A 25,936-nucleotide genomic window follows, 5' to 3' on the forward strand; every position below is an offset into this window, starting at 1 on the left:
GCACCCGTGATTCGCAACCCGATTCCGATCCGACACTTCACCGACACGAGCCCGAGTTGACCGCTTTCGGCGTCCGCGCGTTCACGAACGTCGGCTGAGCGGAACCCGAATCGCAGCCTCGGTTCCCGTCCGTTTCCGGTCACCTTCGTCGCGACGCGCCACTCCCGCCGTGGTGTCGTCCTCACGAATTCCTCGCAGTGACAGCGTGCCCCGCAACTCCGATTCGACGAGCGTGCGGGCGATCTGCAGCCCGAGACCGTTGGCTCGTTCGAGCGAGAATCCCGGCGGCAAGCCCTTGCCGTCGTCACGCACGAGAACGTCCAGCCACCGCGCCGAGCGCTCCACCACGATGTCGACCCGACCGTGGCGTCCCCCGGAGAAGGCGTGGCCCACCGCGTTCTGCACGAGCTCGGCCACGACCATGACCAGCGGCGTCGCCAGTTCGGCGGCCACGACCCCGAACGAGCCGGTCCGGCTCACGCGCACGTGCGCCTCCGCCGTGGCGACCTCACCCACCATCGGCAGCACCTTGTCGAACAACGTGTCGAGATCGACCCGTTCGTCGACCGACATCGACAACGCCTCGTGCACCATCGCGATGGACGACACCCGTCGCACCGACTCGGTCAGCGCCTGCTTGGCCTCGTCCGACTGCGTCCGCCGCGACTGGAGCCGCAACAACGCCGCCACCGTCTGGAGATTGTTCTTGACCCGGTGGTGGATCTCGCGGATCGTGGCGTCCTTCGACATCAGTGCCCGGTCGCGACGTTTCACCTCGGTCACGTCCCGCACCAACACCAACGCTCCGGCAGCGCGGCCCGCCGGCCGCAGCGGCAACGCACGGAACAGCACCACGGCACCGCGTCGGGACTCGACCTCCGTGCGGGTACCGGGCTTGCCGTTGATCGCGTCGAGGATGCGGTGGGCCACGTCGGTGGCGTCGAACGGGTCGCGCACCAACGACCGCGTCAGCGGCACGAGCCTGGTGCCGATCAGATCCGACTCGTAGCCCATGCGGTGGTAGGCCGACTGCCCGTTGGGACTCGCGAACACCACGGTGCCGCTCTGGTCGACCCGCACCAGGCCGTCCCCGACCCGGGGACTCGTGTGCACGTCGGTCGCCGCTCCCGGGCTCGGGAACGTGCCGTCGGCGATCATCTGGCACAGATCGGCCGCACTGCCGAGGTAGGCGATCTCCAGCGGACTCGGCACCCTCGGTGTCGCGAGGTTCGTCTCCCGCGACAACACCGCGATGACGGAGTCACCGAGCCGGACCGGGATGGCCTCGCGTCGCATGGGCAGGTCGCGATACCAGTGCGGCTCCTCCTCGCGGCAGATCCGCCCCTCCCGCATGGCTCGACTCAGTTGGGGATGCTCCTCCGCGGTGAACCGGGCCCCCACGACGTCCTCGGGATGCGCGGTCGGAGCCGTCGTCGGGCGCACCTGGGACACGCACACGAAGGCGTCGGCGCCGTCCTCCACCGGGACCCACATCAGGAAGTCCGCGAACGACAGATCGGCGAGGAGTTGCCACTCGGCCACCACGAGTTGCAGATGGTCGACGGACTCGCCGGGGAGTCCCGTGTGGTCGGCGAGCAGCTCAGCAAGGGTGGACATGCCTCTCCCGGGAAACGTCGGCGGCGAAGGGGGTGACACGCGCGAAGCACCCCTCATGACACACTAAACGCGACGTCTGCAGGCAAGGAGTGATCAATGTCGAAGCGAGCTCGCAAGCGGCGCGACCGCAAGAAGAACGGCGCCAACCACGGCAAGAAGCCGAACTCCTGACGACGCGCCACGCCCGGCGCTGGACCGAGTGAGCCGACTCACCTGTCCCGGCGCCGGGCGAGCACCCACCTCACCCGGCGATGACCGCGACGGTGGCCGAGGTGAGAGAGATCAGGTCGTCCGGGGCGAGTTCGATCTCCAGCCCACGACGTCCGCCCGAACAGAACACAGTCTCGAAGCGACGGGCCGACTCGTCGACGACCACGGGAAGTCGGGTGCGCTGACCCAGCGGCGAGATGCCGCCCAGGACGTACCCCGTCGCGCGGGTGGCGGCGTCGGTGTCGGCCATCCTCGCCTTCTTGCCCCCCACCGCCGCGGCGAGCGCCTTGAGATTCAACTGGTTGGTGACGGGCACCACACCCACTGTGAGCTTGCCGTCCACCTCCGCCACCAACGTTTTGAAGACCCGCTCCTCGGCAACCCCGAGAGCGGCCGCAGCCTCCGAACCGTACGACGACTCCCTCGGGTCGTGCTCGTAGGTGTGGAGGACGTGCGAGACCTTGCGCTTGGTCAACAACGCGGTTGCGGGCGTTCCTTTTCCAGCCACGGCGCTGGATCGTAGTCGGGAACGCCGAACGGCTCCCGGGAATAACTCCGCCGGAGCCCTCGTTGCACACGACGTGCCGACAACGCTGACCACGCCAACGAGCCGCCCCCGGGTCGTCACAGCGAACCTGGACGACATCCGGCCGGTTCGAGACACCTCGCGCCGTCAGCCCGGCGCACATCGGAAAGGGAACGGTTTGCCGAGCACGCAGAGCCCTGTCGACGTGCCCACGTCGACGACGGAGCCCCGCACGGACGCCGAACGAGAGCTGGTCGAACGCTTCGAGCGCGACGCCATGCCGCTGGTCGACCAGCTGTACTCGGCGGCCATGCGCATGACGAGGAACCCCGCGGACGCCGAGGATCTGGTCCAGGAGACCTACCTCAAGGCGTACGCCGCGTTCGCCTCGTTCAAGCAGGGCACCAACCTGAAGGCGTGGATGTATCGCATCCTCACCAACACCTACATCAACGGGTACCGCAAGCGGCAGCGGCAACCCCTGCAGCAACCCACGGACGAGATCACGGACTGGCAGCTCGCCCAGGCCGAGAGCCACACGTCGAAGGGCTTGCGTTCGGCCGAGGTCGAAGCGATGGACAAGCTGCCCGACACCGACGTCAAGGCGGCGTTGCAGCAGCTTCCGGAGGACTTCCGGCTCGCGGTGTACCTTGCCGACGTCGAAGGCTTCGCGTACAAAGAGATCGCCGAGATCATGAACACCCCCATCGGCACGGTGATGTCGCGCTTGCACCGTGGCCGTGGCCAGCTGCGGAACCTGCTTGCCGACGTCGCCAGGGAACGGGGTTTCATCCGCTCCGGGCAGCAGCGGGAGGTGGCGCGTCGATGACCGTCCGCGACGAGTCGAACGAGACCGGGCACGTCAATTGCGACGACGCCCTGGCAGAGATCTACCTGCTGCTCGACAAGGAGTGCACGCCGGAACGCGACGCCCAGTTGCGCCGGCACATCGAGGACTGCCCTCCGTGCCTTGAGGAGTACGGCATCGACGAGCAGATCAAGCAGCTCCTCGCACGCAAGTGCGGAGGCGAGCACGCTCCGGCCGAGCTGAAGAACCGCCTCAAGGCGTCGATCCGGAACAAGGTCGCCGAACGGTCCCGGGTGACAGCCTCGGAGACCGACGCGGTGATGGAGCGCACGACGCAACGCACCTCGGACTGACACCCGCCGTCCCCAGCGCGGGCGGAGAAGTGAACCTCGACGCGGCCGGCCTCACGCGACGAGCGGCCGCAGGACGCGGCCGAGCCATTCCGACGCCGCGCGGGACACCGCGTCGAGGTCGGCCTTGAGGCTGTGGTCCCCCGCGACGGTCACGATCTCGTGGTGAGGGCCCGGCTGCGGGCGGCCGAAGGGATCACGCTCGCCCTGCACGACCAGCGTGGGAACCTCGACCGCGTCGAGTTCGGCCTGCCTGCTCTTCTCGGGTCTGCCCGGCGGATGCTCGGGGAACGCGAGGCAGAGCACGGCGTCGGCCCCTCCCGCTCCCGCCGTCCGGCAGGCGACCCGCGCGCCGGAGGACCGGCCGCCGAACACGAGCGGCAGCCCTTCGAACGTCGTTTCCGCGAGGTGAGCGGCCACGGCGAGCCAGGCGGCGTCGAGCTGTTTCGCGGGTGCGGGCGCCTTCCGCCCGGCCACCCGGTACGGCTGCTCGACCAGCGCGACGTGCACGTCCACCGCGCGGGCCGCGCGCGCGACGGCCACCAGGTCGGGCGCATCGATACCGCCTCCGGCGCCGTGCCCGAGCAGCAACGCGGCCACCCCCTGGTCGGCGGAGTGCAGCGAGACCCGGGCGGGCCCGTGGGGCGTGGGAATCTCGGTGGCCGTCATGACGGGTTCGGCAGCTCGAACAACGCGGCGTCGAGGTCGGTGGCGTCGGGTTCCACCCGCTCGATCAGCTCCGGACCGTTGTTGCGGACGTTGTTGACCTTCGTCGAGATCGGCCGCAGCTCCAGTTCGTCGAGCCAGTCACGATCGGGCGGAGTGAGCAAGTCCGTGGCGTCGGTGCGTGACGGATCGAGCCAGTCCGCCCACCGCTGCACCGGCAGCACGAGCGGCATCCGGTGGTGGATCTCCGCGAGCTGTCCCACGGCTTCGGTGGTGAGCGCCGAGAACGTGACGAGCGGGCGCGCGTCCGGCTCGGCGTTCGGGTCACGCCACGTCTCCCACAGTCCCGCGAAGGCAAGCGAGGACGAGTCCTTCGTCGTCATGTAGTACGGCTCCTTGGCGGCCTTCCGCCCCGCGCCGCCGTCGACGGCCTTCCACTCGAACCAGCCGTCGGCCGGCACGAGGCAGCGTCGCCGGGACAGCGCCTTCCGGAACGCGGGCTTCTCCGTCGCCGTCTCCGCCCGGGTGTTGATCATCCGGTTGCCCACCGAAGGGTCCTTCGCCCAGAACGGGACGAGACCCCACCGCATCATCCGGAGGCTCCGCACCGGCGGCTCGTCCTCCAGCACCGTGCCGTCGGCGTCCCGCGGATGGCGTTCGACGACCGTGGGCACGTGTTTGGTGGGAGCGACGTTGTAGTCGGCACCACCGGCCTTGCCCTCGGTGCCGTCCACCGCGTCGAACTCCCGCATCAGCGTGGCGGGGTCCTTGGTGGCGGCGTAACGGCCACACATCGGAATCGGCCTCCCTCTCACCACTGACTCTCGGCCCTGCTCGGGTCCCCGCTCGCCATCGTGGCACGGTTGCCCGGCCGTGGCGAACGCCGTGAGGGATCATGGTGGGACGACGAACGACGGGCACGAGAGAGTGGGTGGCAGCGGCTTGGCCGGTAGGGACTGGCGCAGACTCGACGAGAGCGACGTCCGGGTGCGCCCCGGGAAGGGCTCACGACCGCGCAGCAAGCGCCGCCCCGCGCACGCCGACGCCGTCGCGGCCATGGTGGTGGCTGTCGACCGAGGCCGGTGGCGGTGCGCGGTCGACGGTGCTCCGGACCGCGTCGTCACCGCCATGCGCGCGCGGGAACTCGGGCGCACCCCCATCGTGGTGGGCGACCGGGTGCAGTTGGTGGGGGACGTCAGTGGCAGGCCGGACACGCTCGCCCGCATCGTGCGGGTGGCCGAACGTGACAGCGTGCTGCGTCGCACCGCCGACGACACCGACCCGTACGAGCGCGTGGTGGTCGCCAACGCCGAACAACTGCTCATCGTGACCTCGCTGGCCGATCCGGCACCGCGAACCGGCTTCATCGACCGGTGTCTCGTCGCCTGTTACACGGGCGGGCTCGAACCCGTGCTGTGTCTGACGAAGGCGGATCTCGCCCCACCCGACGACCTGCTCGCCTACTACGCGGACCTCAAGGTCCCGGCCGTGGTCACGCGCTACGACGGTGACGTCTCCGAGGTCTCCGACCTGCTGCGCGACCGCGTGTCCGCGCTGGTCGGTCACTCCGGGGTCGGGAAGTCGACCCTGGTCAATCGCGTCGTGCCCGACGCCGACCTCGCCACGGGAGAAGTCAGTGCCGTCGGCAAGGGCAGGCACACGTCCGTGAGCGCGGTCGCCCTCCCCCTGCCCGACGGCGGCTGGGTCGTCGACACGCCGGGAGTGCGCTCGTTCGGCCTGGCCCACGTCACGCCCGACGAGGTCGTGGCGGCGTTCCCCGAGTTCGCCGAGGCCGCCGAGGAGTGCCCGTCCAACTGCGGTCACCTCGGCGCACCCGACGACCCGGACTGCGTGCTGGACGAGGTCGTCGCGTCGGGTGCCGCCCGCGCGACGAGGTTGTCGTCGCTGCGCAGGCTGCTCGCCTCGCGTGGTGGAGCGGAAGTCTGAGGACCCCCGACGACGGGGTGTGTGAAATTGGTAAGAGGCCGCATGGAACCCTGGGGCTGGATCTTTCGTCTGAGGGACGAACCTGGATTCACATCGATTTGAGGGGATTTCCATGCGTACCTCTGTTCTCGCCGCCGGCGGTGTCGCGCTGGCTCTGGCGCTGAGCGCCTGTGGTGGAGACGACTCGTCCAGCAACAACGGCCTCCCCGGCGGCAGCGGAAACGGGGGCGCGTTCGGCGACCTGTCGTCGCTGGTGGCGTCGGCGCAGGAGCAGACGACCCAGAGCAGCTCGTCCAAGTTCACGATGGAGATGAACATGGGCGGGCAGAGCATCACCGCCCAGGGCGAGGGCATCTACTCGGGTGAGAACACCGCGATGTCCATGACCATGGACATGGGCGGCCAGTCCATGGACATGATCTTCGTGGACAACGTCATCTACATGAAGATGCCCGAGGGTCTCAACCCCGACCCGAGCAAGCCCTGGATCAAGATGACGGCCGAGGACGCCGCCGGCATGGGTCAGGACTTCGACCAGATGACCGAGCAGAGCGACCCGTCCAAGACGCTGGAGCAGCTCCAGAAGGCCGGCGGTGAGATCAAGGACACCAAGGAGACCGAGATCGACGGTCAGAAGGTGACCCAGTACACCGTCGAGCTCGACCTGTCGAAGGCCGGCGAGATGCTGGGTGACGAGAGTGCCGCCGCCTCCATCCCGGCGGGCACCATGATCCCGGTCGAGCTGTACCTCAACAGCGACAACCTGCCGGTCCGCATCGAGATGAACATGGGCGCCGTCGCCGAGGCCGCGGGCGCGCCGGGTGGTGACGCCGGCATCGTCATGACCTACTCCGACTGGGGCACCCCGGTCGACATCAAGGCTCCGCCGGCCGACCAGGTCGGTGAGATGCCGTCGTACTGATCGACGCTGAAGAGAAAACGCCCCGAAGCCGCTGTCGGCTCGGGGCGTTTCTCGTTGTACCGCGGGTCGGACGCCGACCCGACGACGAAGCGCCCCGAGTGGCTCGGGGCGCTTCTGCGTATCGGACCTCGGCTCGTCAGCCCATGTGCGGGTAGGTGATGTCGACAGGGGCGTCGAACGTCTCCTTGATGGAGCGCGGGCTCGTCCACCGCAGCAGGTTGAACATCGACCCGGCCTTGTCGTTGGTGCCCGACGCCCGCGAGCCGCCGAAGGGCTGCTGACTCACGATCGACCCGGTCGGCTTGTCGTTGACGTAGAAGTTGCCCGCGGCGTGCCGCAGCGCCCGGTGAGCCTGCTGGATGGCCTTCCGGTCGTCGGCGAACACCGCACCCGTCAACGCGTACGGCGCCGTCGTGTCGACGAGGTCGAGAACCTTCTCGTACTCGCCGTCCTCGTACACCGTCACGGCGAGGATCGGGCCGAAGTACTCGGTGGAGAACACCTCGTGCTTCGGGTCGTCGGAGAGGAGCACGGTCGGTTCGACGAAGTAGCCCACGCTGTCGTCGCACCCGCCACCCACGAGCACCTCCAGGTGCGGGTCGCCGGGCACGCTCTCCAACAGCGCCCGGTGCTTCGCGAACGCCCTCGCGTCGATGACCGCACCACCGAAGTGCGAGAAGTCCGTGACGTCGCCGTAGGACACGGTCTTCGTCAGCTCGACGAGCTGCTCACGCAGTCCGTTGTTCCACAGCGACCGCGGCACGTACGCGCGCGACGCCGCCGAGCACTTCTGGCCCTGGTACTCGAAGGCGCCACGGACCAACGCCGCCACCAGCTTGTCCACGTTGGCCGACGGGTGCGCGACGACGAAGTCCTTGCCTCCGGTCTCCCCGACGATGCGCGGGTAGCAGCCGTAGGTGTCGAGGTTGTCCGCGATCGTCCGCCACAGCAGCTTGAACGTCGCCGTGGAGCCCGTGAAGTGCAGGCCCGCGAAACCGGGGTCGGTCAACGCGACCTTGCTGACGGCCGCGCCGTCGCCGGTCACCATGTTGATCACGCCCGGAGGCAGACCGGCCTCTTCGAAGATCTGCATCGTGTAGTGCGCGGCCAACTGCTGCGTCGGCGTCGGCTTCCACACCACCGTGTTGCCCATGAGCGCGGGCGAGCTCGGCAGGTTGCCCGCGATCGCCGTGAAGTTGAACGGTGTGATGGCCACGACGAACCCGTCGAGCGGCCGGTACTCCATGCGGTTCCAGGCACCCGGCACCGAGTTCGGCTGCTCCGCGAGGATGCGCCGCGCATAGGAAACGTTGAATCGCAGGAAGTCGATCAGCTCGCACGCCGCGTCGATCTCGGCCTGCTGCACCGACTTCGACTGCCCCAGCATCGTGGCGGCGTTCAGGGTGTCCCGGTAGGGTCCGGCGATCAGGTCCGCGGCACGGAGGAACACGGCCGCACGTTCGTCGAAGGGCAGCTCGCTCCACTCGCGTGCCGCCGACTTCGCCGCGGCCACCGCGTCGGCCACGTCGTCGTTCGTCGCCTGCGCACTCACCCCCAGCACATGTCCGTGGTCGTGCGGTTGCACGACGTCGAAGGCGTCACCACCGGCCATGCGGCGGCGGCCTCCGATCGTCTGGGTCAGCTCGTGCTTCTCGCCCTCCAATTCGGCGAGTTTCGCCCGAAGCGACTCCCGCTCCGCCGTCCCGGGAGCGTAGGTGTGGACCGGTTCGTTGGCCGGTACGGGAACGGATGTCACAGCGTCCATGGTGTGTCTCGCTTTCCGTATCGATCCGCCTCGTGAGCGGTGCGCAGTGACATGCTTACATGAGTTCGAGCAGGAACGGCAGTTCCTGCGGCGCGTACCAGGCGAGCTCGTGGTCCTCCACGTCGCCGAGCGTCAACTCCGCGTCCTCGTCTCCGAGGTCCGCGTCGTCTATCACCTCCGCCGCCGCCAGAACGGCGTTCTCCGCCTCGGGCAGATCGACGTGGATGGCCGCGACGGCCGTCAACGCCACCGGGCCCGACACCTTCACCACGGCGTCGTCCAGATCGGGCCGCAACGTCACGTCGTCGACGTCAGCCGACACCACGACCCGACGCGGCGGCTCCTTGTCGCTCGTCTCCACCAGGTCGGGATCGGACGCCAGCAGCCGCAGCGACGCCCGCGCGGCGTCGGTGAGCGCCGCGTACTCCAATTCCTCCGTCGTCCCGCTCGTGTACGCCTCCCGCAGCGCCGGGGTCAGCGCGAACGCCGTTCCGCCGACGGGCGTCAGCTCCTCGGAGTCGAGCAGTTCCCGCAACATGCCGATGGTTGCAGGCACGTAGATCCTCACCCGTTCGTCCCTTTCAGTTCCTCGATCGCCTCGGTCACCGCACCCGCGAGCACCGTGATGTCGGACAGCGCCTTGCGGTCGCCGTTCAATCCGAAGTAGACGTTCCCTTCGTACGACGTGATGCCCACCGCCAGCGCCTGCTCCCGGGCCAGCGGCAACACGGGGTAGATGCGTTCCAGCGGCGCCGCCCCCGCGTACAGGCGGTGTTGCGGACCCGGCGAGTTCACGACGACCACGTTGAACAGTCGCCCCGAGAGCGAACTCGCCGCCCTCGCCGCCAACGAGTACATCGTGGCGGGTGCGAACCCACTGACGCGCACCAGTGCCCGAGCCGCCACCGACCGGCGGGCACGCACCTGCTCCGCCATCGCGTGCGCGATGTGCTGCAACCGCAGCACCGGGTGCGGCTCTCCCACCGGAAGGTCGATCAGACACGGGTCGACCCGGTTGTCGAGCAGCGAGATCGTGGAGAAGGTGACGTCGTCCGGACCGCGCACCGCCAGCGGCGCGAGTGCCCGCACGGTGTCCGTCGGCTCCAACGGGCGTCCCCGCGACAACAACCATTGCCGCAACGCGCTGGTGACGACCGCGAAGACCACGTCGTTGATCGTCCCGCCGTGCCGTCGCCGGACCTCACGCAGGTCGTCCAGGGTCACCGACGTGCCCGCGAATACGCGTGCTCCGCTGACCCGCGCGTTGAGCGGGCTCCGCGGCGCCGGGCGCACGAGGGAGCGCACCGTCGTCGCGAGCTCCCCTGCGGTGTCGAACAGCCGCTCGGCCGTGGTGGTCAGATCGCGCGCGGCGCTCCGCACGTTGTCCACCACCTCCGTCGGCCTGCGCACGCTCTCGGTGATCGCGTCGAGCAACAGCCGCGCCCGTCCCGGCCGCGACGACGGTGTCCACTCCGGCCACGGCGACAACTCGACGTCGTCGTCCGGTTCGGCGGCTTCCGAGTCGAGAATCAGTTGGCCCAAATCGAGGGTGGCGGTGCCGTCCACCAACGCCTGATGCGTCTTGGTCACGAGCGCGACCCGGTCGTCGGCCAGCCCCTCGACGACGTACAGCTCCCAGAGCGGACGGTCACGGTCCAACGGTCGCGCCAACAACCTGGCCACCAGTTCGAACAACTGCGCGTCACTGCCCGGGGACGGAAGCGCGGAGCGCCGCACGTGGTAGGTGACGTCGAAGTCGCCGTCCTCCACCCACACCGGCCGCGCGAGATGGCCCGGCACCGGCTCCACGTACTGTCGGTAGCGCGGCAGGTACGCCAGGCGCCGGGACACCAGGGACAGCAGGCGCGCGTAATCGAAACCCGACCGCGGGCGCCGCAGAATCGCGACGTTGCCGACGTGCATGGGCACCGACTCTTCCTCCACGTAGAGGAACGAGGCATCCAGCGCGGACAGACGGTCGGCCATGACGTGATCCTGACAGAATCCGAGCTGGAACGCCTCGTCCGCGCGTGCTCGGCGTGATGGGAGACTGGCGCGGTGGGTGACAAGCAGGCGACGTCGCCGAAGGACCGCTTCCTGACCGTCTACGGCCGCAAACCCGTTCTGGAGGTGCTGGCCGACGACACGCTCGACGTCGACAAGGTGATGCTGGCCGACACGGCCCGTGGACCGGCCGTCGCGGAGATCCGCCGCGCGGCGAGGAACCGGGGTGTGCCCGTGCAGACCGCGAGTGCGCATCGGGTGAAGGTGCTCGCGGGCAACGGCAAGCAGGACCAGGGTGTGCTGGCCGACGTCGTCGCTCCCCGCATGCTGCCCCTGTCGGCGGCGCTCGACCGCACCGCGCCGCCGTCGCCGTTGCTGCTCCTGGACGGCATCACCACTCCCGCGAACGTCGGCATGATCCTGCGGACGGCCACCGCTGCGGGCCTGCCCGGCATCGTGGTGCCACGACGTGGAGTGGCCGCGCTCGACCCGCTGGTCGTGAAGGCATCGGCGGGTGTGGCGTTCCGCGCGCCGGTGCTGCGGTGCGGCTCGGCCGCCGAGGCGGCGGAACTGCTCGTCGAGGCCGGCTACACGCTGTACGCGCTGGGCTCCCGGGCCGGTGCCGCCGCCACGCCGGTGTTCGACGTGCCCGTGCCGTCGCGCGCGGTGTTCGTGCTGGGCGGCGAGACGCACGGTGTGAGCGAAGCCGTGTCGAACCTCGCGGCGGGTTGGGTGTCGATCCCGATGCCGGGCGACGTCGAGTCGCTCAACGTGTCGGCCGCCGCGGCGGTCGTGTGCTTCGAACTCGTCCGCCGCGGCCGGTGACCGTCACGCGCGCTGGGTCACCACGAGGTGCCCGCGCAACGACTCCAGCGTCGCCACCAGAGCGCCGGGGTCGCCGGGTTGGACGCAGAACTCCTCCTCGTCCCCGACGCGCACCCGGTGGTTGAGGTAACGACCCCAGTCGGTGTCGACGAAATGCAGGGGCGTCCGAACGGTCCGGTAGGTGCCCGACGGGTCGCGGTCCGCGACGTACAGCTCGCCACCGCCGAGGGCGGGCCGCTCCATCACCTTTTTGATCTCGGTGACGACCCGCGCGACCGACCGGTCGCGGTGGGTCTGTTCGAAACCCTCCTGCAAGTCGGCGACCCGCACCACCCACCGGGTGCCGCCTCCGGGACCGACCTCGGGCAGCGCCCGCACGAGCGAGGCGGGCAACTCGGTGTGGTCGACGACGGAGAGCGACACGCAGTCGCCGTGCCGCACGGCGAGCACGCCCAGCATGCCTCGCGACGCGGCCAGCACACTCCAGGTGGTCTCGTCCTGCGAGACCCACCCGAAATACTCCAGCGATGCGTTCGTGAGGACGGGGAGCAGATCGACGAATTCCGGGTCGAGACGACCTCGGCCGTCGAGCAACCCGGCGGCCGCGAACTCCTGGTTCAACGCCGACTGCGCCGCGTCGCGTTCCTCACGCGGATACCACATCGGTTCGGGTTGCAGCGCGATGTGCAGTGCGCCGAGACCCTCGCGTTCGGCAGCGGCGGCGAGGGCCCCGACCGACAGTTCCACGACCTGGCTCACTGACCGATCACCGGCGGCGCCGTCTTGCCGAGATCACCGATGAAGGCCTCGTCGGGGTCGTTCTCCTGCAGGTAGGAGGCGCGCTGGTGTTCCTTGTCCTCGTCGCCCTGACCACGACCACCGCCGGCGCCCATGGGTGCCATGCCCGCACCACCACGCGCGCCCGCCGCGCCTCCGGCGGCAGCGGCGGGACCACCGCCGGGACCGCCCATGGGCCCGGTGCCCGACACGCGTCCGGCACCCAACTGGCCGCTCTTGGCTCCGCCGCCTTCCCCGAGCCGCGCTCCGGCGCCACCGGACGTGGGCGTCGAACCGCCACCGGGCTGTCTGTACAGCCGCGACCCGGCGCGCTCCCCCATGCTTCGCCCGGTGACCGGACGTGAGGTCGTCGGACGTTTGGGATCGCGCGTGCCGCCGTTACCCGCGGGCACCGGACCGACGGGACCCGTGGCCACGGGCGCGGGCGTCGGCGCGACCGGACCGGGCGTGGGCGGAGTCGGCGCGACCGGCGGACGCCCCATCGGCGGCACATTGCTGGTCGACGGCGGCGCAGACCCCGTGGTCACCGACGGCCCGGCAGGCCCCGACCCAGTCCGAACGTCGGGAATGGACGACGTCCCGGTGCCGACGCTGCTGGACGAGGGACCCGTGTCGATCGTGATGCTGCCCCCGACGGACGACAGAGTCGTGTAGCTGCGAGGGAACTCCTGGTTCGACGAGGTCTGCGCCTCGTACTCGCTCATGACCTGCACGTTGCGCTCGGCGGCCACGATGTGTTCGACGCTCTTCTGCAAGTACGTGTCCTGGGCACCGCCGAGGCTGGTGACGTTGTCCCAGAACCCCGGCTTCTCCGGCTTGGGCGGAACGGGCTCGACGGAGTTCGACGCCTTGTGCCAAGCCTGGGCCTGGCGATTGACCGAATCGAAAGTCCGGTCCATGTTGTCGGCGGACTCGATCAGGGCGTTCCCCAGAGGCCCGGCGCCCGCACTCGCGGCCGTCCCGGCGTCACCAGTCCAGGCGGCCTCCATACGTTGCTGGATCTTCTTGATCGCTTGTGCGCGTTCTTCGTACCCCTGGCGCAGCTTGATCAGCGTGTCAGCCAGCGCTTCCAGACCTCCGGTACCCGCACCTTCCTTGAAGTTTCGGAAGATGTCGGGGCCAGACATTCCCGTCATCGTCAGCGTGCCCCCTTGAGAGTCTCGATGACCTGAGCTGCTAACTCAGTTGCGACCTGACAAGCGGATTGAGGGTCATCTCCGACGTAGGCATTCGCTGTGAACGACATATCGTCTGCGATCCCCACAGCCAACTGACAACGTCCCTCGGACCGCAGGTCGACCGACGCGGCGAAAGCAGCCGGGTAACTCGCGACCTCGGTCTCCTCCCAAAACTCATATCTGCCCTGCTCGTAAACGGCATAAAGACCATCGAGGCCCCCCATGCCGCGTTTGGTGTTCTCCGACTGGACACCCACACTCGCACTGGCATTATCACCGATCCAGCTGCAATACGGTCCCGTAGCTTTCGCTGCGGGGTCGTTTTCCGGCAGACTGGCTTCACCACTCTGCGCGTTGAGCCCCGCAGAGCTGAGAGCTTCTTCGGGAAGAAGATCACACGGCCGAGAAAGGAACGGACCGACATCGAGGGGGTCCTCCACAGCGAGTCGGACACCCGAATTTCGAGTTGAGGTCGTCGCCTGGCTTGATGTTTCGCCCAACTCTGGCGACCCCTCAGTCGATCCAGAACAGGCCACCAGGACTGACACACCGAGCGTCAGCACGGCGAACCGCGAAACAGTTTTGCGCACTTAAACCTCACTCGTATCTGCGCCGCGCCCGAGAGAGTTCGCGTACGCATCGTCAGCCGACCCGAGAGAGGTTTTGGCCTTCTCGAGCTTTTCAATGAAATCTTGCACGTATTTTTGCATCGACTGGTTCGACCTGGCTAAGGCACTCAAACCGACGGAGACGGAACCGATGAAGCTATTGCTGGGCTGGTCGTTCGACGGAGGGTATGAGAGGTTCTCAGCCTGAGCCGTTGCCTCACTATCCCTCGCCAGGTCTTCAGCCAGCGCCTTCCACTCCGCGATGACCGCGTCGATCTCGTCCGGGTCGAAGGACCACGAGCCGCCGGCTCCGGCCGCGGCGGCCACACGGGCTGCCGCGGACGCGCCCGCCATGACGGCACCGGCGGGTCCTCCCAGCACCGCACCGACCGCCGCAGTCGCGCTCACGCCGTTCGCCGCCTCATTGGCGAGGGCGTCGTACCACGCTTCAGCCATCATCACTCCCGCACAGTCACCGGAAACCACCCCGAGGGTAACGAACACGTCGCGAGCGGTCAGCCGGTTCCTGGAACCAGAACGGGGAACAACACGCCCAATTCCGCCAACGTCTCCTCGACTCCGACATGTCGGACACCGACCATCCCCGCGGCCACGGCACCCGCCACGTTGCGCACGGAATCGTCCACGAACACACACTCGCTCGGCGCGACGCCGAGGCGGTCGGCCGTCAGGCGGAACACGGCGACGTCGGGTTTCGCGACACCCACGTCGCCGGAGAAAACCACGACGTCGAATCGGTCCGCGAACGCCTCCCTCGCCGCCGGTCCGCCCGCGGCGTTCGACAGCAACGCGGTCCGCACCCCGTGGGCCCGCAACGTGCGCGCTGCCTCGAACAGTCGCTCGCCCTCGACGTCGGTCAGCACTCCCGCGTAGTCCAACACCAACGCTCGCAGCATCACGCCACTCTACGTCCGGTCCGTATCACACAGCGTCCACCCGGGCGGGCCGAGCGCACTGACGATCACCTCATCAGGTCCTGTTTGGGGCGAAACGCGTGTTCGCGCCCTCTGTACTTAGTGGGCGGTCAAGGGGGGCCGTCCACGAACAACAGAAAGGACCGCGATGAACGCGTTCACGTCGGCCAGCGGGTTGTTGCCACTCGACCCGTACGAACCGACAGAGTTCGGGGAGCGTTCGGAGGGGGAGGTCGCCGAGGGACAACTGTCGCTCGACGACCTGTTGGCCGAGCTCCAGGCGCACAACGCGACTCGCCACGAGTACTCGTTGTCCGCCCCGGGCAGGCGCATGCTGCATCGGGTGCTCACCGCACTCGTCGAGGTGCAGGCGGGCCGCAGACCGGCCAGCCAGCTCGACGGGTGGCTGTCACCGCTGCTTCAACGGCAGTTGCGCGCGCGGCCACGCACGGTCAGCACACGCTACGTGCTTCGCAACATCCACGTGTGTCGACCGGCTGAACGAGCGTTGGAGGTGTGCGGCACGGCGCATCTGACCGACCGTGCCTACGCTCTCGTGGCGCGATTCGAGCACGGCGAAGCAGGGTGGCGCTGCACCCTGTTCACCGTGCTCGGTCGACGCCTCTAGCGGCCGCGCTTGTTCTTCTTCGCCTGTTCGCGGGCGGCGGCTCGCCGCTCCCGACGCGTGCTCCCGGCAGCGGCGCCGTTCTTGGCCTTGTTGCTGGTCCCGTCACCACGAGACTGCACGCCGCCGCCCTCGGACGGGCCCGAGAACGTCAGGCCCTGCGGCGTCTGGCCGCCGAGGCCCTTGCCCTGCAGCGCCGTCGGCACCGACTCCTTCGGGATCGCCGGCTGCGGCGGCACCGGACGCGCGTGCCGCGGAGTGCTGCTCGGTTTCGGCGCCGCCTTGGCGGGCGCCGCCGCCTTGCCGTTGCCCGTCGGCGCGGCGGCCGCCGGCGCCGCGGCGGGCGACGCGGCAGGCTGCTCGGCTTGCGCCGGGGCCTGCGCGGGCTGTTCGGCCTGCTGCACCTGCAGGTTGAACATGAGGCCCACGGCCTCTTCCTTCAGCGATTCGAGCATCGCGTTGAACATGTCGAAGCCCTCACGCTGATACTCGACGAGCGGGTTGCGCTGCGCCATCGCCCGCAGGCCGATGCCCTCCTTGAGGTAGTCCATCTCGTAGAGGTGCTCACGCCACTTGCGGTCGAGGACCGACAGGACGACCCGGCGCTCCAGCTCCCGCATCGCGCCTTCCGCCACCTTCTCGTCGAGCTCGGCCTCACGCCGCTTGTAGGCGGCCAGGGCGTCGGCGACGAGGATCTCGCGCAAGCGCTCCGAGTCGACGTCCTCGTTCTCCTCGATGATCTCTTCCCAGGTCACTCCGACCGGGTAGAGCGTCTTGAGCGCGGTCCACAGCTTGGCGTGGTCCCAGTCCTCGGCGTAGCCGTCGGCGGTCGCCCCTTCGACGTACGCGCCGATGACGTCGGAGATCATGTTCTCGACCTGCTCGCGCAGGTTCTCGCCCTCCAGAACCCGACGACGCTCGGCGTAGATCACCTTGCGCTGCTGGTTCATGACCTCGTCGTACTTGAGGACGTTCTTGCGGATCTCCATGTTCTGCTGCTCGACCTGGGTCTGAGCGCTCTTGATCGCCCTGGAGACCATCTTGTGCTCGATCGGCACGTCGTCGGGCAGCCGCATGGTGGTCATGACGCGCTCGACCATGGCGGCGTTGAACCGGCGCATGAGCTCGTCGCCGAGCGAGAGGTAGAAGCGCGACTCACCCGGGTCACCCTGACGACCGGCACGACCACGCAACTGGTTGTCGATGCGCCGCGACTCGTGTCGTTCGGTGCCGAGCACGTAGAGGCCACCGGCCTCCAGCACCGCCTCGGCCTCCTCCTTGCACTCGGCGGTGACCTCTTCGAGCACCTTCGGCCAGGCGGCCTCGTACTCCTCCGAGTTCTCCACCGGGTCGAGCCCGCGGTCGCGCAGCACCTCGTCGGCGATGATGTCGGGGTTGCCGCCGAGCACGATGTCGGTGCCTCGACCCGCCATGTTCGTCGCGACCGTGACCGCGCCTCGGCGACCGGCCTTGGCGACGATCAGCGCCTCACGGTGGTGCTGCTTCGCGTTGAGGACCTCGTGCGGCACCCCGCGCTTGAGCAGCAGCTTCGACAGATACTCGGACTTCTCGACGCTCGTCGTGCCGACGAGGACCGGCTGCCCCTTCTCGTGCCGCTCGGCGATGTCGTCGGCGACCGCCTCGAACTTCGCCTCCTCGGTCTTGTAGATGAGGTCGGGCTGGTCGACACGCACCATCGGCCGGTTGGTCGGGATGGGCACGACGCCGAGCTTGTAAGTCTGGTGGAACTCCGCAGCCTCGGTCTCGGCCGTACCGGTCATGCCGGCGAGCTTGTCGTAGAGGCGGAAGTAGTTCTGCAGCGTGATCGTGGCGAGCGTCTGATTCTCCGCCTTGATCTCGACGCGCTCCTTGGCCTCGATGGCCTGGTGCATGCCCTCGTTGAACCGGCGGCCCGCGAGGATACGGCCCGTGAACTCGTCGACGATGAGCACCTCGCCGTTGCGGACGATGTACTCCTTGTCCTTGCGGTAGAGCTCCTTCGCCTTGAGGGCGTTGTTCAGGAACCCGACCAACGGCGTGTTCGCGGCCTCGTAGAGGTTGTCGATGCCGAGCTGGTCCTCGACGAATTCGACGCCGAGCTCGGTGACACCGATGGCGCGCTTGCGCTCGTCCACCTCGTAGTGGACGTCCTTCTTCATGAGCGGCGCGATCCGCGCGAACTCCACGTACCAACGGGACGACTGGTCGGCCGGACCCGAGATGATGAGCGGCGTCCGGGCCTCGTCGATCAGGATCGAGTCGACCTCGTCGACGATGGCGAAGTTGTGCCCGCGCTGCACGCAGTCGTCGAGGCTCCACGCCATGTTGTCGCGCAGGTAGTCGAAGCCGAACTCGTTGTTCGTGCCGTAGGTGATGTCGGCGGCGTAGGCGCGCTTGCGCTCGGCGGGCGTCAGGTCGGAGCGGATGACACCGATCTCCAGCCCGAGGAAGCGGTGCACACGACCCATCCACTCGGAGTCACGCTGCGCCAGGTAGTCGTTCGTCGTGACGACGTGGACGCCCTTGCCGGACAACGCGTTGAGGTAGACGGGCAGGAGGCTGGTGAGCGTCTTGCCCTCACCGGTCTTCATCTCCGCGACCTGACCCAGGTGCAGCGCCGCGCCACCCATCAACTGCACGTCGTAGTGACGTTGGCCGAGGACGCGCTTCGCGGACTCCCGCACCACGGCGAAGGCCTCGGGCAGCAATTCGTCGAGCGACTCGCCGTCCTCGTGCCGTTTCCGGAACTCGTCGGTCTTCGCCTGCAGCTCGGCGTCCGAAAGGTCCTTGACGTCGTCTTCGAGGGTGTTGACGTGGTCGGCGATGCGGCGCAGCCGCTTCACCATCTTGCCCTCGCCCGCACGGAGCAGGCGGTTCAGAAGCATCGGGTCGACCTCGCTAGCGGTGTCTGTATGGACGTCGTAGCACCCCAGCAGGGCGCCGGGCAGCATACCCATCGTAGGGAATGTGCAGGCCTGCGTGCACGCGGCGGCCCGCGCGTCATGATCGCGCGGGCCGCCGATTCGAAAATTCGGCACTCGCGCGGCCCGTCCGACAGGCCGCGCTTGCCGTCAGCCCAGTCGTATCACTCCGTAGTCGAAGCCCTTCCTGCGGTACACGACGCTCGGCTTCCCGGTGTCGGCGTCGTTGAAGAGATAGAAGTCGTGCCCCACCAGTTCCATCTGGTAGAGGGCGTCGTCGATCGTCATCGGTTCGGCCGAGTGCTGCTTCTCCCTGACCACTCGCCCGGGCTGGCGCGGAGCGACACCGTCGTCCCAGCGCGGCTCGGGAACGTCCAGCGAGTCGGTCGAAACCGCCTCGTCGGTCTCGACCTCGGCGGGCGCTTCGAGCACCGCGGTGGCCGAACGGCCCCGGGACGGGGTGGTCGCGGCCGAGATGCCTGCCGCGGTGGCCTCTGCGAGGGACTCGGGCGCACGTCGTCCGTAATGGACACGTCGCCGGTCGTGGGAACGACGGAGTCGGCTTTCGAGCTTGTTGATCGCCGCGTCGAGCGCAGCGTAGAAGTCGCCCGCACAAGCCTCTGCCCGAACGGTCGGGCCCTTGCCCCTACCAGTGATTTCGACACGCTGGCAGTTCTTGGCCTGCCGACGGTTGGGTTCGTGGAAGAGTTCGACCTCGTAGCGGACGACCTTCCTGTCGTAACGCTCCAGTCGGGCCATCTTGTCCGCGACGTGCACCCGATAGTGCTCGGGAACCTCCACGTTGCGACCCCTGATGACGATGTCCATTCACGACCTCCTCGCTCACTACGTGCGAGTGTTGAAATGGGCGACCACTGATGTCGAAGCGACGGCGAAACCGGATGCGGCGGAGTTTCGGGCATCCGCGCCGTGTCAGTGCCTCGACACCGGGGACATCGACTGTTCACCTCCCCTACGGCCGGGACGTCCGTTAGCGCTGCACGGTAGCCCTCGTGACGTCACCGCAACAGTCCCCGCGGCGGGGGATCCCGAGAATCGGCGGACGGTGACGGTACGAGATGAAACCCGGGTTGCGACGGTGTCGTCGATTCCCGTTCGGAGCAGTGCACCGGTGGCGGATTCATACCGGTGACGCAGTCGGCATACCCTGGCCTGGCTCTGAGTGACCGTGGGCTGCGTCATATCCGGTCAACGACGGCCCCCCTCCTTCAGTTCCCCGACTACCCATGTGGGTGACAAGTTGCGAGGTTTCACTCGGGCGTCTCCGAAACCTCGCGGCGTGGCCGTCACCGTCAAGGCGGCGGTGACCTCGACGCCGTGCCCCGCCAGGACTCGGGAGCACTCCCGCACCGTCGCCCCGGTGGTGACCACGTCGTCGAGCAGCACCACCGGCGTTCCCGGCTCCGGCGCTCCGTCCGGTGCGAGGTGGACGCGGCCGCGAAGGTTGCGAACCCTGTCGGCGCGGTCGAGCCCCACGGCGTCCCTGGCCCGTGACGACAACCGCAATGCGGGTGCCACGGCCGCGGCCCCGCCGTCCTCGGCCAACGTCGCGGCGCACCACCTGGCCAATGCGAGGACGTGCGGCCCTCCCCGCGCTCTCGCGGCGGCAGGCCGCGACGGGACCGGTACGAGCCACCACGTGCCGTCGCTCGCCGGCCGCGCACCCGGAGTTCGCGGCACGGCCGCCGCCAGCGCTCGCCCCAACGATCGGCCGAGATCGCGTCGCCCTCGCTCCTTGAAGGCCAGCACCAGCTCCCGTGGCACGCCCTCGTACGGGGCCACCGCCGCGACACCGGGTGCCACGAGCGTCGGTCCCGAGGACAGCTCCCCCAGGCATCCGCCGCACACCGCCGCACTTGGTCGCCCGCACGCAGCGCACACCGCGGGCAGCACCAAGTCGACGGTGGCGAAGGCCACGGCCCGAATCGCGGCGCGGAAGCGGTCGTTCGTGGAAGTCACACCCGGAGTCATGCCGCCACCGTGGCGGACACCTCCGACGATCGCGGACCTCGCAAGGTCGAACGGCTCCGTTCGGTGTCCGAACGGGTCAGCCCGGGTAGAACGGCTGGGCTCCCCGGACGCTCTGGTTGTGCGGAACCCACACGGCGCCGATCTCCCCGGCCGTCCACAGGCCCGTCCGGTCGGCCACGACGATGGGCCGCCCCGGCGCCGCCGTGATCGACCGCATCGGAGGCGTCAGGTTCGAGGTGTTGTATTGGTCGAGCTGGAACCCGTCCACCGACACCTTCGCGACCGGCACGCGGTCGGACGACGTGGCGACCACGAGCGTGTCGTGGTCGAGCCAGTCGACGTCGACGACCGACTTCAACCGGTCCTCCTGGAGCACCCGCGGCGCCCGTAACGTCGCACCGGACGCACTGCGCACCACGGACGCCACCACCAGTCGCCCGTCGACCACCAGCGCGGCCCTGGCACCGTCCCGGGACAGGCGCAACGCCGTGATCTTCCCGGCATCGGAGAGCTCGGCGGCGTTGACCGCCTGCGTGACCCACCGACCGTTCGCGTCCTGTCGGACCCGGGTGACCTGCTCGCCGTCGACCACCGTCCACACCTCGGTGGACTTCTCGTCGGTGCCGCCGGGAGGTCGCCAGGTCGGTCGCGTCATCTCCGTGCCGGACAGATCGACCTCCTGCCCGGCCACGCCGTAGTCGCCGACCTGCAACCGCACCCCGTCGCCCGCCTGCACGACGACGGCCAGTTGATGGCCGTTGATCGCCTGGGCCGCGCTGACGACCTTCAACGCACCCGTTCCGGCCGGACCGTCCACGGGCGCGCCGGAGCCGAGGGACCGGAGGCGGCCGTCCACGGTCATCAGTCCCGGCAGCTCGGCGTTCGGGGAGGACAACACGTCGTACGCAGGGAGATCGCTGGGCCGCCACTCGGTGTGCCCGGGCACCAATGGCGTGCCGTCGGACAACAGCTTCACCCGGCTTGTCGTGACGTGCTGCAGGGAACGCACCACCTGCGCCGCCATCAGCTCGCGCTCGTGGACCGCTTCGTCACCGAGGCCCGTGAGCGGCACGACCAGCGCACCGTCGTTGCTCAGCGTCACGTTGCTGTCGAGCGTCGCCGCCTCGCCGATCGGGTTGCGCACGGCGTCGGCGAGCCCGTCGGACGGGCCCGACAACAGCAGGTCCACCACGCGGGCCGGAAGCCCGGACTGCGGACGCGCGACGACGTACCGGAGATCGGAGACGAGCGCCGTCGAGTCGGGAGCGAAGAAGTACACCGGCACCTGTTGGTAGGCGGTGTCGAAGTCGGTCTCGGTGATGACGATGCCGTCCGGCGGGTCGACGATGCGCCACTCGCCGTTCGACTGCCGACGCACCCGCACCGGCGCCCGGTACTCGTCGACACCCGCGATGAACGAGTTGTCCGCCGCGAGCCTGCCGACCTCGACGGCCCGCAGCGCCACCACTCGCTCGTTGGGATCGGAGGGCTGCGCGTCCTCCGGGGCGTACACGGTGCCGAAGTCGTCCTTCACCACCCGCAGGCTGGCGTCGGGGGTCCACGTGTCCCGCAACGGGCCGCTGAGGTACGCGCGGGAGGCCGCGTGGTCGTTGGCCGGCTGCACGCTGTTGCGCACGTACTCTCGCACCACCGAGAGCGGGTCGAGGCCGAGCTCCGGCTCGGGGATCTCCTGGGTGGGCTGACCGGCGTTCTGCTGCGGGATGGCCTTGGGTTGCGACTCCGTGGGGATCGCGGCGCAGCCGGCCACGGTGGTCACGAAACAGAGGAACACGGCCAGCATGGCGGTCGTCCGTCGTCTCACCGAACCTCCTCCTCTCCGGCGACCGGATCGTCGCTCCCCTGCTCGGACTCGTCGTCCCGGCGAACGGCGGGTGGAGGATCCGGGGGCAGCGGGATGGGGCTGTGTTCCAGCGTCTCTCCCGCGACCCGGGGCAGCGTGAGCCGGAAGCACGACCCCTGGCCCGGCTCGCCCCAGGCTTCGAGCCACCCACCGTGCAGCCGCGCGTCCTCGTGACTGATCGCGAGCCCGAGTCCCGTGCCTCCCGTCCTCCGGTTGCGTGACGGGTCGGCCCGCCAGAAGCGGTTGAACACCAACTCGGCCTCACCGGGGCGCAGACCGACGCCGTAGTCGCGGACGCTGATCGCGACGGCGTGCTCGTCGGCGGCGAGCCGCAGCCGCACCGGACGGCCCTCACCGTGGTCCACGGCGTTGGCGAGCAGGTTGCGCAGGATCCGTTCGACACGTCGGGCGTCGAACTCCGCGGTCACCTCCTCGTCGGGCAGTTCGAGCTCGATGCCGCTGCCGGTGGTGCCCGCGATGACCCTCACCTGCTCGACGGCCCGGTGCACGACGGGGCGGAGGTCGGCCGACTCCGCGGCCAGCTCCTCGACGCCCGCGTCCAGTCGACTGATCTCCAGCAGGTCCCGCAGCAGGCTCTCGAACCGGTCGAGTTCGTCGACCAGCAACTCCGACGACCGCGCGAGCCCCGAGGGGAACTGTTCACGCGACGCGTACAGCACGTCGGCCGCCATGCGCACGGTCGTCAGCGGCGTACGCAGCTCGTGGGAGACGTCCGAGGTGAACCGCCGCTGGAGCTGCCCGAACTCCTCGAGGCGACGAATCTGCTCCTGGATGCTCGCGGCCATCTCGTTATACGACATGGCGAGCTTGGCGAGGTCGTCCTCGCCGGTCACGTCGAGTCTGCGATCGAGGTCGCCCTCCGCGAAGCCCTCCGCCGCCGCGGCGGCCCTGCGGACGGGCAGCACCACCTGCCGCGTCACCATGTTCGTGATCACCGCGAGCAGCACGAGCAGGAACGCACTGCCGACCAGCAGCGTGTTCTGCACCGTGGCCACCGTGTTCTGCTCGGTGGTCATCGGGAACAGCAGGTAGAGCTGGATGGGCCGCGTCGCCGTCGTCACCGGGGCGCCCGCGACGAGATAGGTCTGGCCCTGCGTGTGGTACTGCAGCGCGACCTGGTTGTTCTCGGCGTAGTTCCGGAGCCCGGTCGGGACGTTCTCCACCGGTCCGGCGTGGATGAGCTTGCCATTGGGCTCGCTCGGATCACCCGCGACGAGCACGGGCTCGAACGCCCCCGCAGCGGCCGAGCTGTCGATGTTCGGCGTCGCCACCGAGCTGCTGGTCAGCGCCTTGAGCGCGTTGGACAACCGGTTTCGCAGGGCGTCGTCCTGTCCCGCGTCGCCGACCAACTCGCTCTCGGCGGTGCGCACGGCCACCTGGAGCTGCGTGAGCGCCGCCCGTTCCTTGGTGTGCACCAGCCGCTCGACGATCTGGTTCTGCAGCACGACGCCCAACACGAACACGACCGCCGAGGACAGCGCGAGGGTCGACGTCGTCACCCGGAACTGCAACGACCGCTGCCACAGCACCCCGAACGCGACCGAGCGCCGCCTGCCGAACGCGGCGGCGCGCCTGGCCACCGACAGCACCGACCGGCCCGTCGAAGCCAGTCGCCCGTTCATACGCTCACCTTACGAGTGCCATTACGGCGGACCCGCCTTGTAGCCGACGCCGCGGACGGTGAGCACCACCTCGGGATGCTCGGGGTCCTTCTCCACCTTCGAGCGCAGACGCTGCACGTGGACGTTGACCAGCCGCGTGTCGGCGGCGTGGCGGTAACCCCACACCTGTTCGAGCAGCACTTCGCGCGTGAACACCTGGCGCGGCTTGCGCGCGAGCGCCACGAGCAGGTCGAACTCCAGCGGCGTCAGCGCGATCGACCGGCCGTCCCGCGTCACGTCGTGTCCGGGCACGTCGATGGTCAGGTCACCGATCGTGAGGGTCTCGGCGGGCTCCGACTCGGTCCGCCGCAACCGCGCCCGCACCCTCGCCACGAGTTCCTTCGGCTTGAACGGCTTGACGACGTAGTCGTCGGCGCCGGACTCCAGCCCCAGCACGATGTCCACGGTGTCGCTCTTGGCGGTGAGCATGACGATCGGCACGCCGGACTCCGCCCTGATCGCCTTGCACACGTCGATGCCGTTCATGCCGGGCAGCATGAGGTCGAGCAGAACGAGGTCGGGTTTCAGTTCACGCAACGCGGGCAGCGCACGGGAGCCGTCGGACACCACGGCAGTGTCGAAGCCTTCACCGCGCAACACGATCGTGAGCATCTCTGCCAGAGCGGGGTCGTCGTCGACGACCAGCACACGCGCCTTCATGAGCCACATATTCGCATTTCCGTCAGGTGCAATGTGCACGACCCGCGAAACTGTGTCAGGGAAGCGACACAGAACACGGTGTCCGCGTCGTGCCGCTCGTCCCGATCGATTGCGGGTACGGCGAAAGGGAGGACCGGCGTTGGCCCCTTCGGAGTCTTGTCGTGCGCGCGGCTGTTGCGCTATGCGGACCGAGGCGAAGAACGGTCCCGTCGGCGTCCGGTCGGTCGACGATGCGGCGAGACGGTCACCGTTCGCGCCGCTGCCCGACGCGGCCCGGGCACCGTCGGCCCGACTCGGTCACTTCCCGAGGTAGAGCGTCTTCGCGAGCACGGCCATCGCCTCAGTCGCCTCGGCACCCGCTCGCAGGTCGCGGCTGCCGTCCACGACGTGCCACTCCGAGAGCCAGTGCGCCTCGGCGAGGGCGTCGTACACCCGTGCACAGCGCGCCTGGAGGCCGTCGTCCGACTCGAAGGCGTCCTTCGCGCGCGTGGCGTCCTGCCGTGCCCGGTCCGCCGCCCGGCTCGCCGCGACGGCCACGGGCACCCGCAACAGGATCTGCCGGTCGGGCACCGGAAGTCCGAAGCGGTCGATCTCCAGCTCCCGCACCCAGCGCACCACCTCGCCGTCCACGCCCTGGTGCAGGCGAGCGGCCTGGTAGGCGGCGTTCGAGGCGACGTAACGGTCGAGCAGCACCACGTCGTGGTCGGCCAGCGCCGCACGGATGTCGTCGGCGGCGTCGCGGCGATCGAGCGCGTAGAGCACGGCCATGCCGTACACGGAGTCGGCGAGGTCGCCGTGCTGCCCGTGCAACGCCTCCCTGACGAGGTCGGCGTGCACGTCCCGGCCGTACCGGGGGAACGCAGCCGTGGTGACGCTCGCGCCAAGCGCGTTGAGCTGCTCGGTGAGCGCGTTCGTGAGCGTGCGTTTCCCAGCGCCGTCGAGCCCCTCGACCGCCACCAGCAACCCCTGCGACCCCATGTGCCCATTGTGGCGTACCACGGGTCCCGCCCGGCGGGCGCTGACCGACCGCATCGGC

The 25,936-nt window shown here is 69.0% G+C and carries 26 protein-coding genes; 7 read left to right on the forward strand and 19 right to left on the reverse strand.

All coding sequences use genetic code 11. The annotated features are described in order from the left end of the window. Positions 1-81 precede the first annotated feature (81 nt). Positions 82-1,617, reverse strand: coding sequence for a sensor histidine kinase (locus JAV51_RS00235; protein ID WP_197318539.1), 1,536 nt, complete (start codon positions 1,615-1,617; stop codon positions 82-84). A gap of 96 nt (positions 1,618-1,713) precedes the next feature. On the opposite strand from JAV51_RS00235, the gene JAV51_RS20515 reads away from it, so the two are divergent. Continuing rightward, a complete protein-coding gene (locus JAV51_RS20515) occupies positions 1,714-1,788 on the forward strand; it encodes a 50S ribosomal protein bL37 (protein WP_369299112.1) in 75 nt (24 codons plus the stop codon). 70 nt (positions 1,789-1,858) lie between these two features. Here the strand turns inward: JAV51_RS20515 and ybaK are convergent, their stop codons facing one another. Then, positions 1,859-2,335: a Cys-tRNA(Pro) deacylase gene (gene ybaK / locus JAV51_RS00240; RefSeq protein ID WP_197318540.1), complete on the reverse strand. Its 477-nt coding sequence runs from the start codon at positions 2,333-2,335 to the stop codon at positions 1,859-1,861. 196 nt (positions 2,336-2,531) lie between these two features. On the opposite strand from ybaK, the gene JAV51_RS00245 reads away from it, so the two are divergent. Continuing rightward, complete coding sequence (locus tag JAV51_RS00245; protein WP_197318541.1) at positions 2,532-3,182, forward strand: sigma-70 family RNA polymerase sigma factor; 651 nt, start codon at positions 2,532-2,534, stop codon at positions 3,180-3,182. Then, positions 3,179-3,514 (forward strand): mycothiol system anti-sigma-R factor, encoded by a 336-nt coding sequence (rsrA, locus tag JAV51_RS00250; protein ID WP_197318542.1) that lies wholly within the window; start codon positions 3,179-3,181, stop codon positions 3,512-3,514. Before JAV51_RS00245 ends, rsrA begins: the two co-directional genes overlap by 4 nt. Before the next feature lie 51 nt (positions 3,515-3,565). Here rsrA and JAV51_RS00255 read toward each other — a convergent pair whose 3' ends face one another. Both JAV51_RS00255 and JAV51_RS00260 read right to left on the reverse strand, forming a co-directional pair. Then, a complete protein-coding gene (locus JAV51_RS00255; RefSeq protein WP_197318543.1) occupies positions 3,566-4,180 on the reverse strand; it encodes an alpha/beta family hydrolase in 615 nt (204 codons plus the stop codon). Next, positions 4,177-4,971: an SOS response-associated peptidase gene (locus JAV51_RS00260; protein ID WP_197318544.1), complete on the reverse strand. Its 795-nt coding sequence runs from the start codon at positions 4,969-4,971 to the stop codon at positions 4,177-4,179. Before JAV51_RS00260 ends, JAV51_RS00255 begins: the two co-directional genes overlap by 4 nt. A 148-nt stretch (positions 4,972-5,119) precedes the next feature. Between JAV51_RS00260 and rsgA the strand changes: the two genes are divergently transcribed. Beyond that, the gene (gene rsgA, locus JAV51_RS00265) at positions 5,120-6,124 is read left to right on the forward strand and encodes a ribosome small subunit-dependent GTPase A (RefSeq protein WP_197318545.1); all 1,005 of its coding nucleotides are present in this window, start codon (positions 5,120-5,122) and stop codon (positions 6,122-6,124) included. A 112-nt stretch (positions 6,125-6,236) separates the two neighbouring features. After that, complete coding sequence (locus tag JAV51_RS00270; protein ID WP_197318546.1) at positions 6,237-7,046, forward strand: hypothetical protein; 810 nt, start codon at positions 6,237-6,239, stop codon at positions 7,044-7,046. Between the two features lie 136 nt (positions 7,047-7,182). Here the strand turns inward: JAV51_RS00270 and pruA are convergent, their stop codons facing one another. The 3 genes from pruA to JAV51_RS00285 are packed head-to-tail and all read right to left on the reverse strand — an operon-like array spanning position 7,183 to position 10,797. Beyond that, positions 7,183-8,811, reverse strand: a complete 1,629-nt coding sequence (gene pruA, locus JAV51_RS00275) for an L-glutamate gamma-semialdehyde dehydrogenase (protein ID WP_197318547.1) — start codon at positions 8,809-8,811, stop codon at positions 7,183-7,185. Between the two features lie 55 nt (positions 8,812-8,866). Then, complete coding sequence (locus JAV51_RS00280; RefSeq protein WP_197318548.1) at positions 8,867-9,379, reverse strand: hypothetical protein; 513 nt, start codon at positions 9,377-9,379, stop codon at positions 8,867-8,869. Then, the gene (locus JAV51_RS00285) at positions 9,376-10,797 is read right to left on the reverse strand and encodes a wax ester/triacylglycerol synthase family O-acyltransferase (protein WP_197318549.1); all 1,422 of its coding nucleotides are present in this window, start codon (positions 10,795-10,797) and stop codon (positions 9,376-9,378) included. The genes JAV51_RS00280 and JAV51_RS00285 overlap by 4 nt, the downstream gene beginning before the upstream one ends. 72 nt (positions 10,798-10,869) lie before the next feature. On the opposite strand from JAV51_RS00285, the gene JAV51_RS00290 reads away from it, so the two are divergent. Continuing rightward, a complete protein-coding gene (locus tag JAV51_RS00290) occupies positions 10,870-11,640 on the forward strand; it encodes an RNA methyltransferase (RefSeq protein ID WP_197318550.1) in 771 nt (256 codons plus the stop codon). A 3-nt stretch (positions 11,641-11,643) separates the two neighbouring features. On the opposite strand, the gene JAV51_RS00295 is transcribed toward JAV51_RS00290, so the two are convergent. Genes JAV51_RS00295 through JAV51_RS00315 form a run of 5 tightly spaced genes read right to left on the reverse strand, consistent with a single transcriptional unit; the run spans position 11,644 to position 15,141 of the window. After that, positions 11,644-12,387 (reverse strand): ESX secretion-associated protein EspG, encoded by a 744-nt coding sequence (locus JAV51_RS00295; RefSeq protein WP_307845693.1) that lies wholly within the window; start codon positions 12,385-12,387, stop codon positions 11,644-11,646. A gap of 8 nt (positions 12,388-12,395) precedes the next feature. Then, complete coding sequence (locus JAV51_RS00300; protein WP_231641031.1) at positions 12,396-13,565, reverse strand: hypothetical protein; 1,170 nt, start codon at positions 13,563-13,565, stop codon at positions 12,396-12,398. A gap of 11 nt (positions 13,566-13,576) precedes the next feature. Further along, positions 13,577-14,206, reverse strand: a complete 630-nt coding sequence (locus JAV51_RS00305) for a DUF3558 domain-containing protein (protein WP_197318553.1) — start codon at positions 14,204-14,206, stop codon at positions 13,577-13,579. Next, entirely contained in the window at positions 14,207-14,680 is a 474-nt protein-coding gene (locus tag JAV51_RS00310; protein ID WP_197318554.1) for a hypothetical protein, read from the reverse strand. Positions 14,681-14,739: 59 nt separating this feature from the next. Further along, positions 14,740-15,141 (reverse strand): HAD-IA family hydrolase, encoded by a 402-nt coding sequence (locus JAV51_RS00315; protein WP_197318555.1) that lies wholly within the window; start codon positions 15,139-15,141, stop codon positions 14,740-14,742. A 166-nt stretch (positions 15,142-15,307) separates the two neighbouring features. On the opposite strand from JAV51_RS00315, the gene JAV51_RS00320 reads away from it, so the two are divergent. Next, complete coding sequence (locus JAV51_RS00320; RefSeq protein ID WP_197318556.1) at positions 15,308-15,787, forward strand: Rv3235 family protein; 480 nt, start codon at positions 15,308-15,310, stop codon at positions 15,785-15,787. Here the strand turns inward: JAV51_RS00320 and secA are convergent. The 7 genes from secA to JAV51_RS00355 all read right to left on the reverse strand — a co-directional run bounded on the left by secA (position 15,784) and on the right by JAV51_RS00355 (position 25,878). Beyond that, positions 15,784-18,669 (reverse strand): preprotein translocase subunit SecA, encoded by a 2,886-nt coding sequence (gene secA, locus JAV51_RS00325; protein WP_197318896.1) that lies wholly within the window; start codon positions 18,667-18,669, stop codon positions 15,784-15,786. The genes JAV51_RS00320 and secA overlap by 4 nt on opposite strands. A 186-nt stretch (positions 18,670-18,855) precedes the next feature. Beyond that, positions 18,856-19,533: a ribosome hibernation-promoting factor, HPF/YfiA family gene (hpf, locus tag JAV51_RS00330; RefSeq protein WP_197318557.1), complete on the reverse strand. Its 678-nt coding sequence runs from the start codon at positions 19,531-19,533 to the stop codon at positions 18,856-18,858. A 381-nt stretch (positions 19,534-19,914) separates the two neighbouring features. Beyond that, complete coding sequence (locus tag JAV51_RS00335; RefSeq protein ID WP_231641032.1) at positions 19,915-20,697, reverse strand: ComF family protein; 783 nt, start codon at positions 20,695-20,697, stop codon at positions 19,915-19,917. Between the two features lie 76 nt (positions 20,698-20,773). After that, positions 20,774-22,498, reverse strand: coding sequence for an LpqB family beta-propeller domain-containing protein (locus tag JAV51_RS00340; protein ID WP_197318898.1), 1,725 nt, complete (start codon positions 22,496-22,498; stop codon positions 20,774-20,776). 17 nt (positions 22,499-22,515) lie between these two features. After that, positions 22,516-24,201: an MtrAB system histidine kinase MtrB gene (gene mtrB, locus JAV51_RS00345; protein ID WP_197318558.1), complete on the reverse strand. Its 1,686-nt coding sequence runs from the start codon at positions 24,199-24,201 to the stop codon at positions 22,516-22,518. Between the two features lie 21 nt (positions 24,202-24,222). Further along, the gene (gene mtrA, locus JAV51_RS00350; RefSeq protein ID WP_005448994.1) at positions 24,223-24,900 is read right to left on the reverse strand and encodes an MtrAB system response regulator MtrA; all 678 of its coding nucleotides are present in this window, start codon (positions 24,898-24,900) and stop codon (positions 24,223-24,225) included. A gap of 297 nt (positions 24,901-25,197) precedes the next feature. Next, on the reverse strand, positions 25,198-25,878 hold the full coding sequence (locus tag JAV51_RS00355; protein ID WP_197318559.1) for a dTMP kinase: 681 nt from the start codon (positions 25,876-25,878) through the stop codon (positions 25,198-25,200). Positions 25,879-25,936 lie beyond the last annotated feature (58 nt).

Source organism: Saccharomonospora sp. NB11 (genome assembly GCF_015910535.1).
In the GTDB taxonomy this organism is placed as follows: Bacteria; Actinomycetota; Actinomycetes; order Mycobacteriales; family Pseudonocardiaceae; genus Saccharomonospora.

Bases quoted from the DNA above. Each gene is read 5' to 3' on its own strand.
- JAV51_RS00235 (WP_197318539.1), bottom strand. From the start codon at position 1,617: ATGTCCACCCTTGCTGAGCTGCTCGCCGACCACACGGGACTCCCCGGC.
- rsrA (WP_197318542.1), top strand. From the start codon at position 3,179: ATGACCGTCCGCGACGAGTCGAACGAGACCGGGCACGTCAATTGCGAC.
- JAV51_RS00255 (WP_197318543.1), bottom strand. From the start codon at position 4,180: ATGACGGCCACCGAGATTCCCACGCCCCACGGGCCCGCCCGGGTCTCG.
- JAV51_RS00260 (WP_197318544.1), bottom strand. From the start codon at position 4,971: ATGTGTGGCCGTTACGCCGCCACCAAGGACCCCGCCACGCTGATGCGG.
- JAV51_RS00270 (WP_197318546.1), top strand. From the start codon at position 6,237: ATGCGTACCTCTGTTCTCGCCGCCGGCGGTGTCGCGCTGGCTCTGGCG.
- pruA (WP_197318547.1), bottom strand. From the start codon at position 8,811: ATGGACGCTGTGACATCCGTTCCCGTACCGGCCAACGAACCGGTCCAC.
- JAV51_RS00285 (WP_197318549.1), bottom strand. From the start codon at position 10,797: ATGGCCGACCGTCTGTCCGCGCTGGATGCCTCGTTCCTCTACGTGGAG.
- JAV51_RS00300 (WP_231641031.1), bottom strand. From the start codon at position 13,565: ATGTCTGGCCCCGACATCTTCCGAAACTTCAAGGAAGGTGCGGGTACC.
- JAV51_RS00310 (WP_197318554.1), bottom strand. From the start codon at position 14,680: ATGGCTGAAGCGTGGTACGACGCCCTCGCCAATGAGGCGGCGAACGGC.
- JAV51_RS00315 (WP_197318555.1), bottom strand. From the start codon at position 15,141: ATGCTGCGAGCGTTGGTGTTGGACTACGCGGGAGTGCTGACCGACGTC.
- JAV51_RS00320 (WP_197318556.1), top strand. From the start codon at position 15,308: ATGAACGCGTTCACGTCGGCCAGCGGGTTGTTGCCACTCGACCCGTAC.
- secA (WP_197318896.1), bottom strand. From the start codon at position 18,669: ATGCTTCTGAACCGCCTGCTCCGTGCGGGCGAGGGCAAGATGGTGAAG.
- hpf (WP_197318557.1), bottom strand. From the start codon at position 19,533: ATGGACATCGTCATCAGGGGTCGCAACGTGGAGGTTCCCGAGCACTAT.
- JAV51_RS00335 (WP_231641032.1), bottom strand. From the start codon at position 20,697: ATGACTCCGGGTGTGACTTCCACGAACGACCGCTTCCGCGCCGCGATT.
- JAV51_RS00340 (WP_197318898.1), bottom strand. From the start codon at position 22,498: ATGCTGGCCGTGTTCCTCTGTTTCGTGACCACCGTGGCCGGCTGCGCC.
- mtrB (WP_197318558.1), bottom strand. From the start codon at position 24,201: ATGAACGGGCGACTGGCTTCGACGGGCCGGTCGGTGCTGTCGGTGGCC.
- mtrA (WP_005448994.1), bottom strand. From the start codon at position 24,900: ATGAAGGCGCGTGTGCTGGTCGTCGACGACGACCCCGCTCTGGCAGAG.
- JAV51_RS00355 (WP_197318559.1), bottom strand. From the start codon at position 25,878: ATGGGGTCGCAGGGGTTGCTGGTGGCGGTCGAGGGGCTCGACGGCGCT.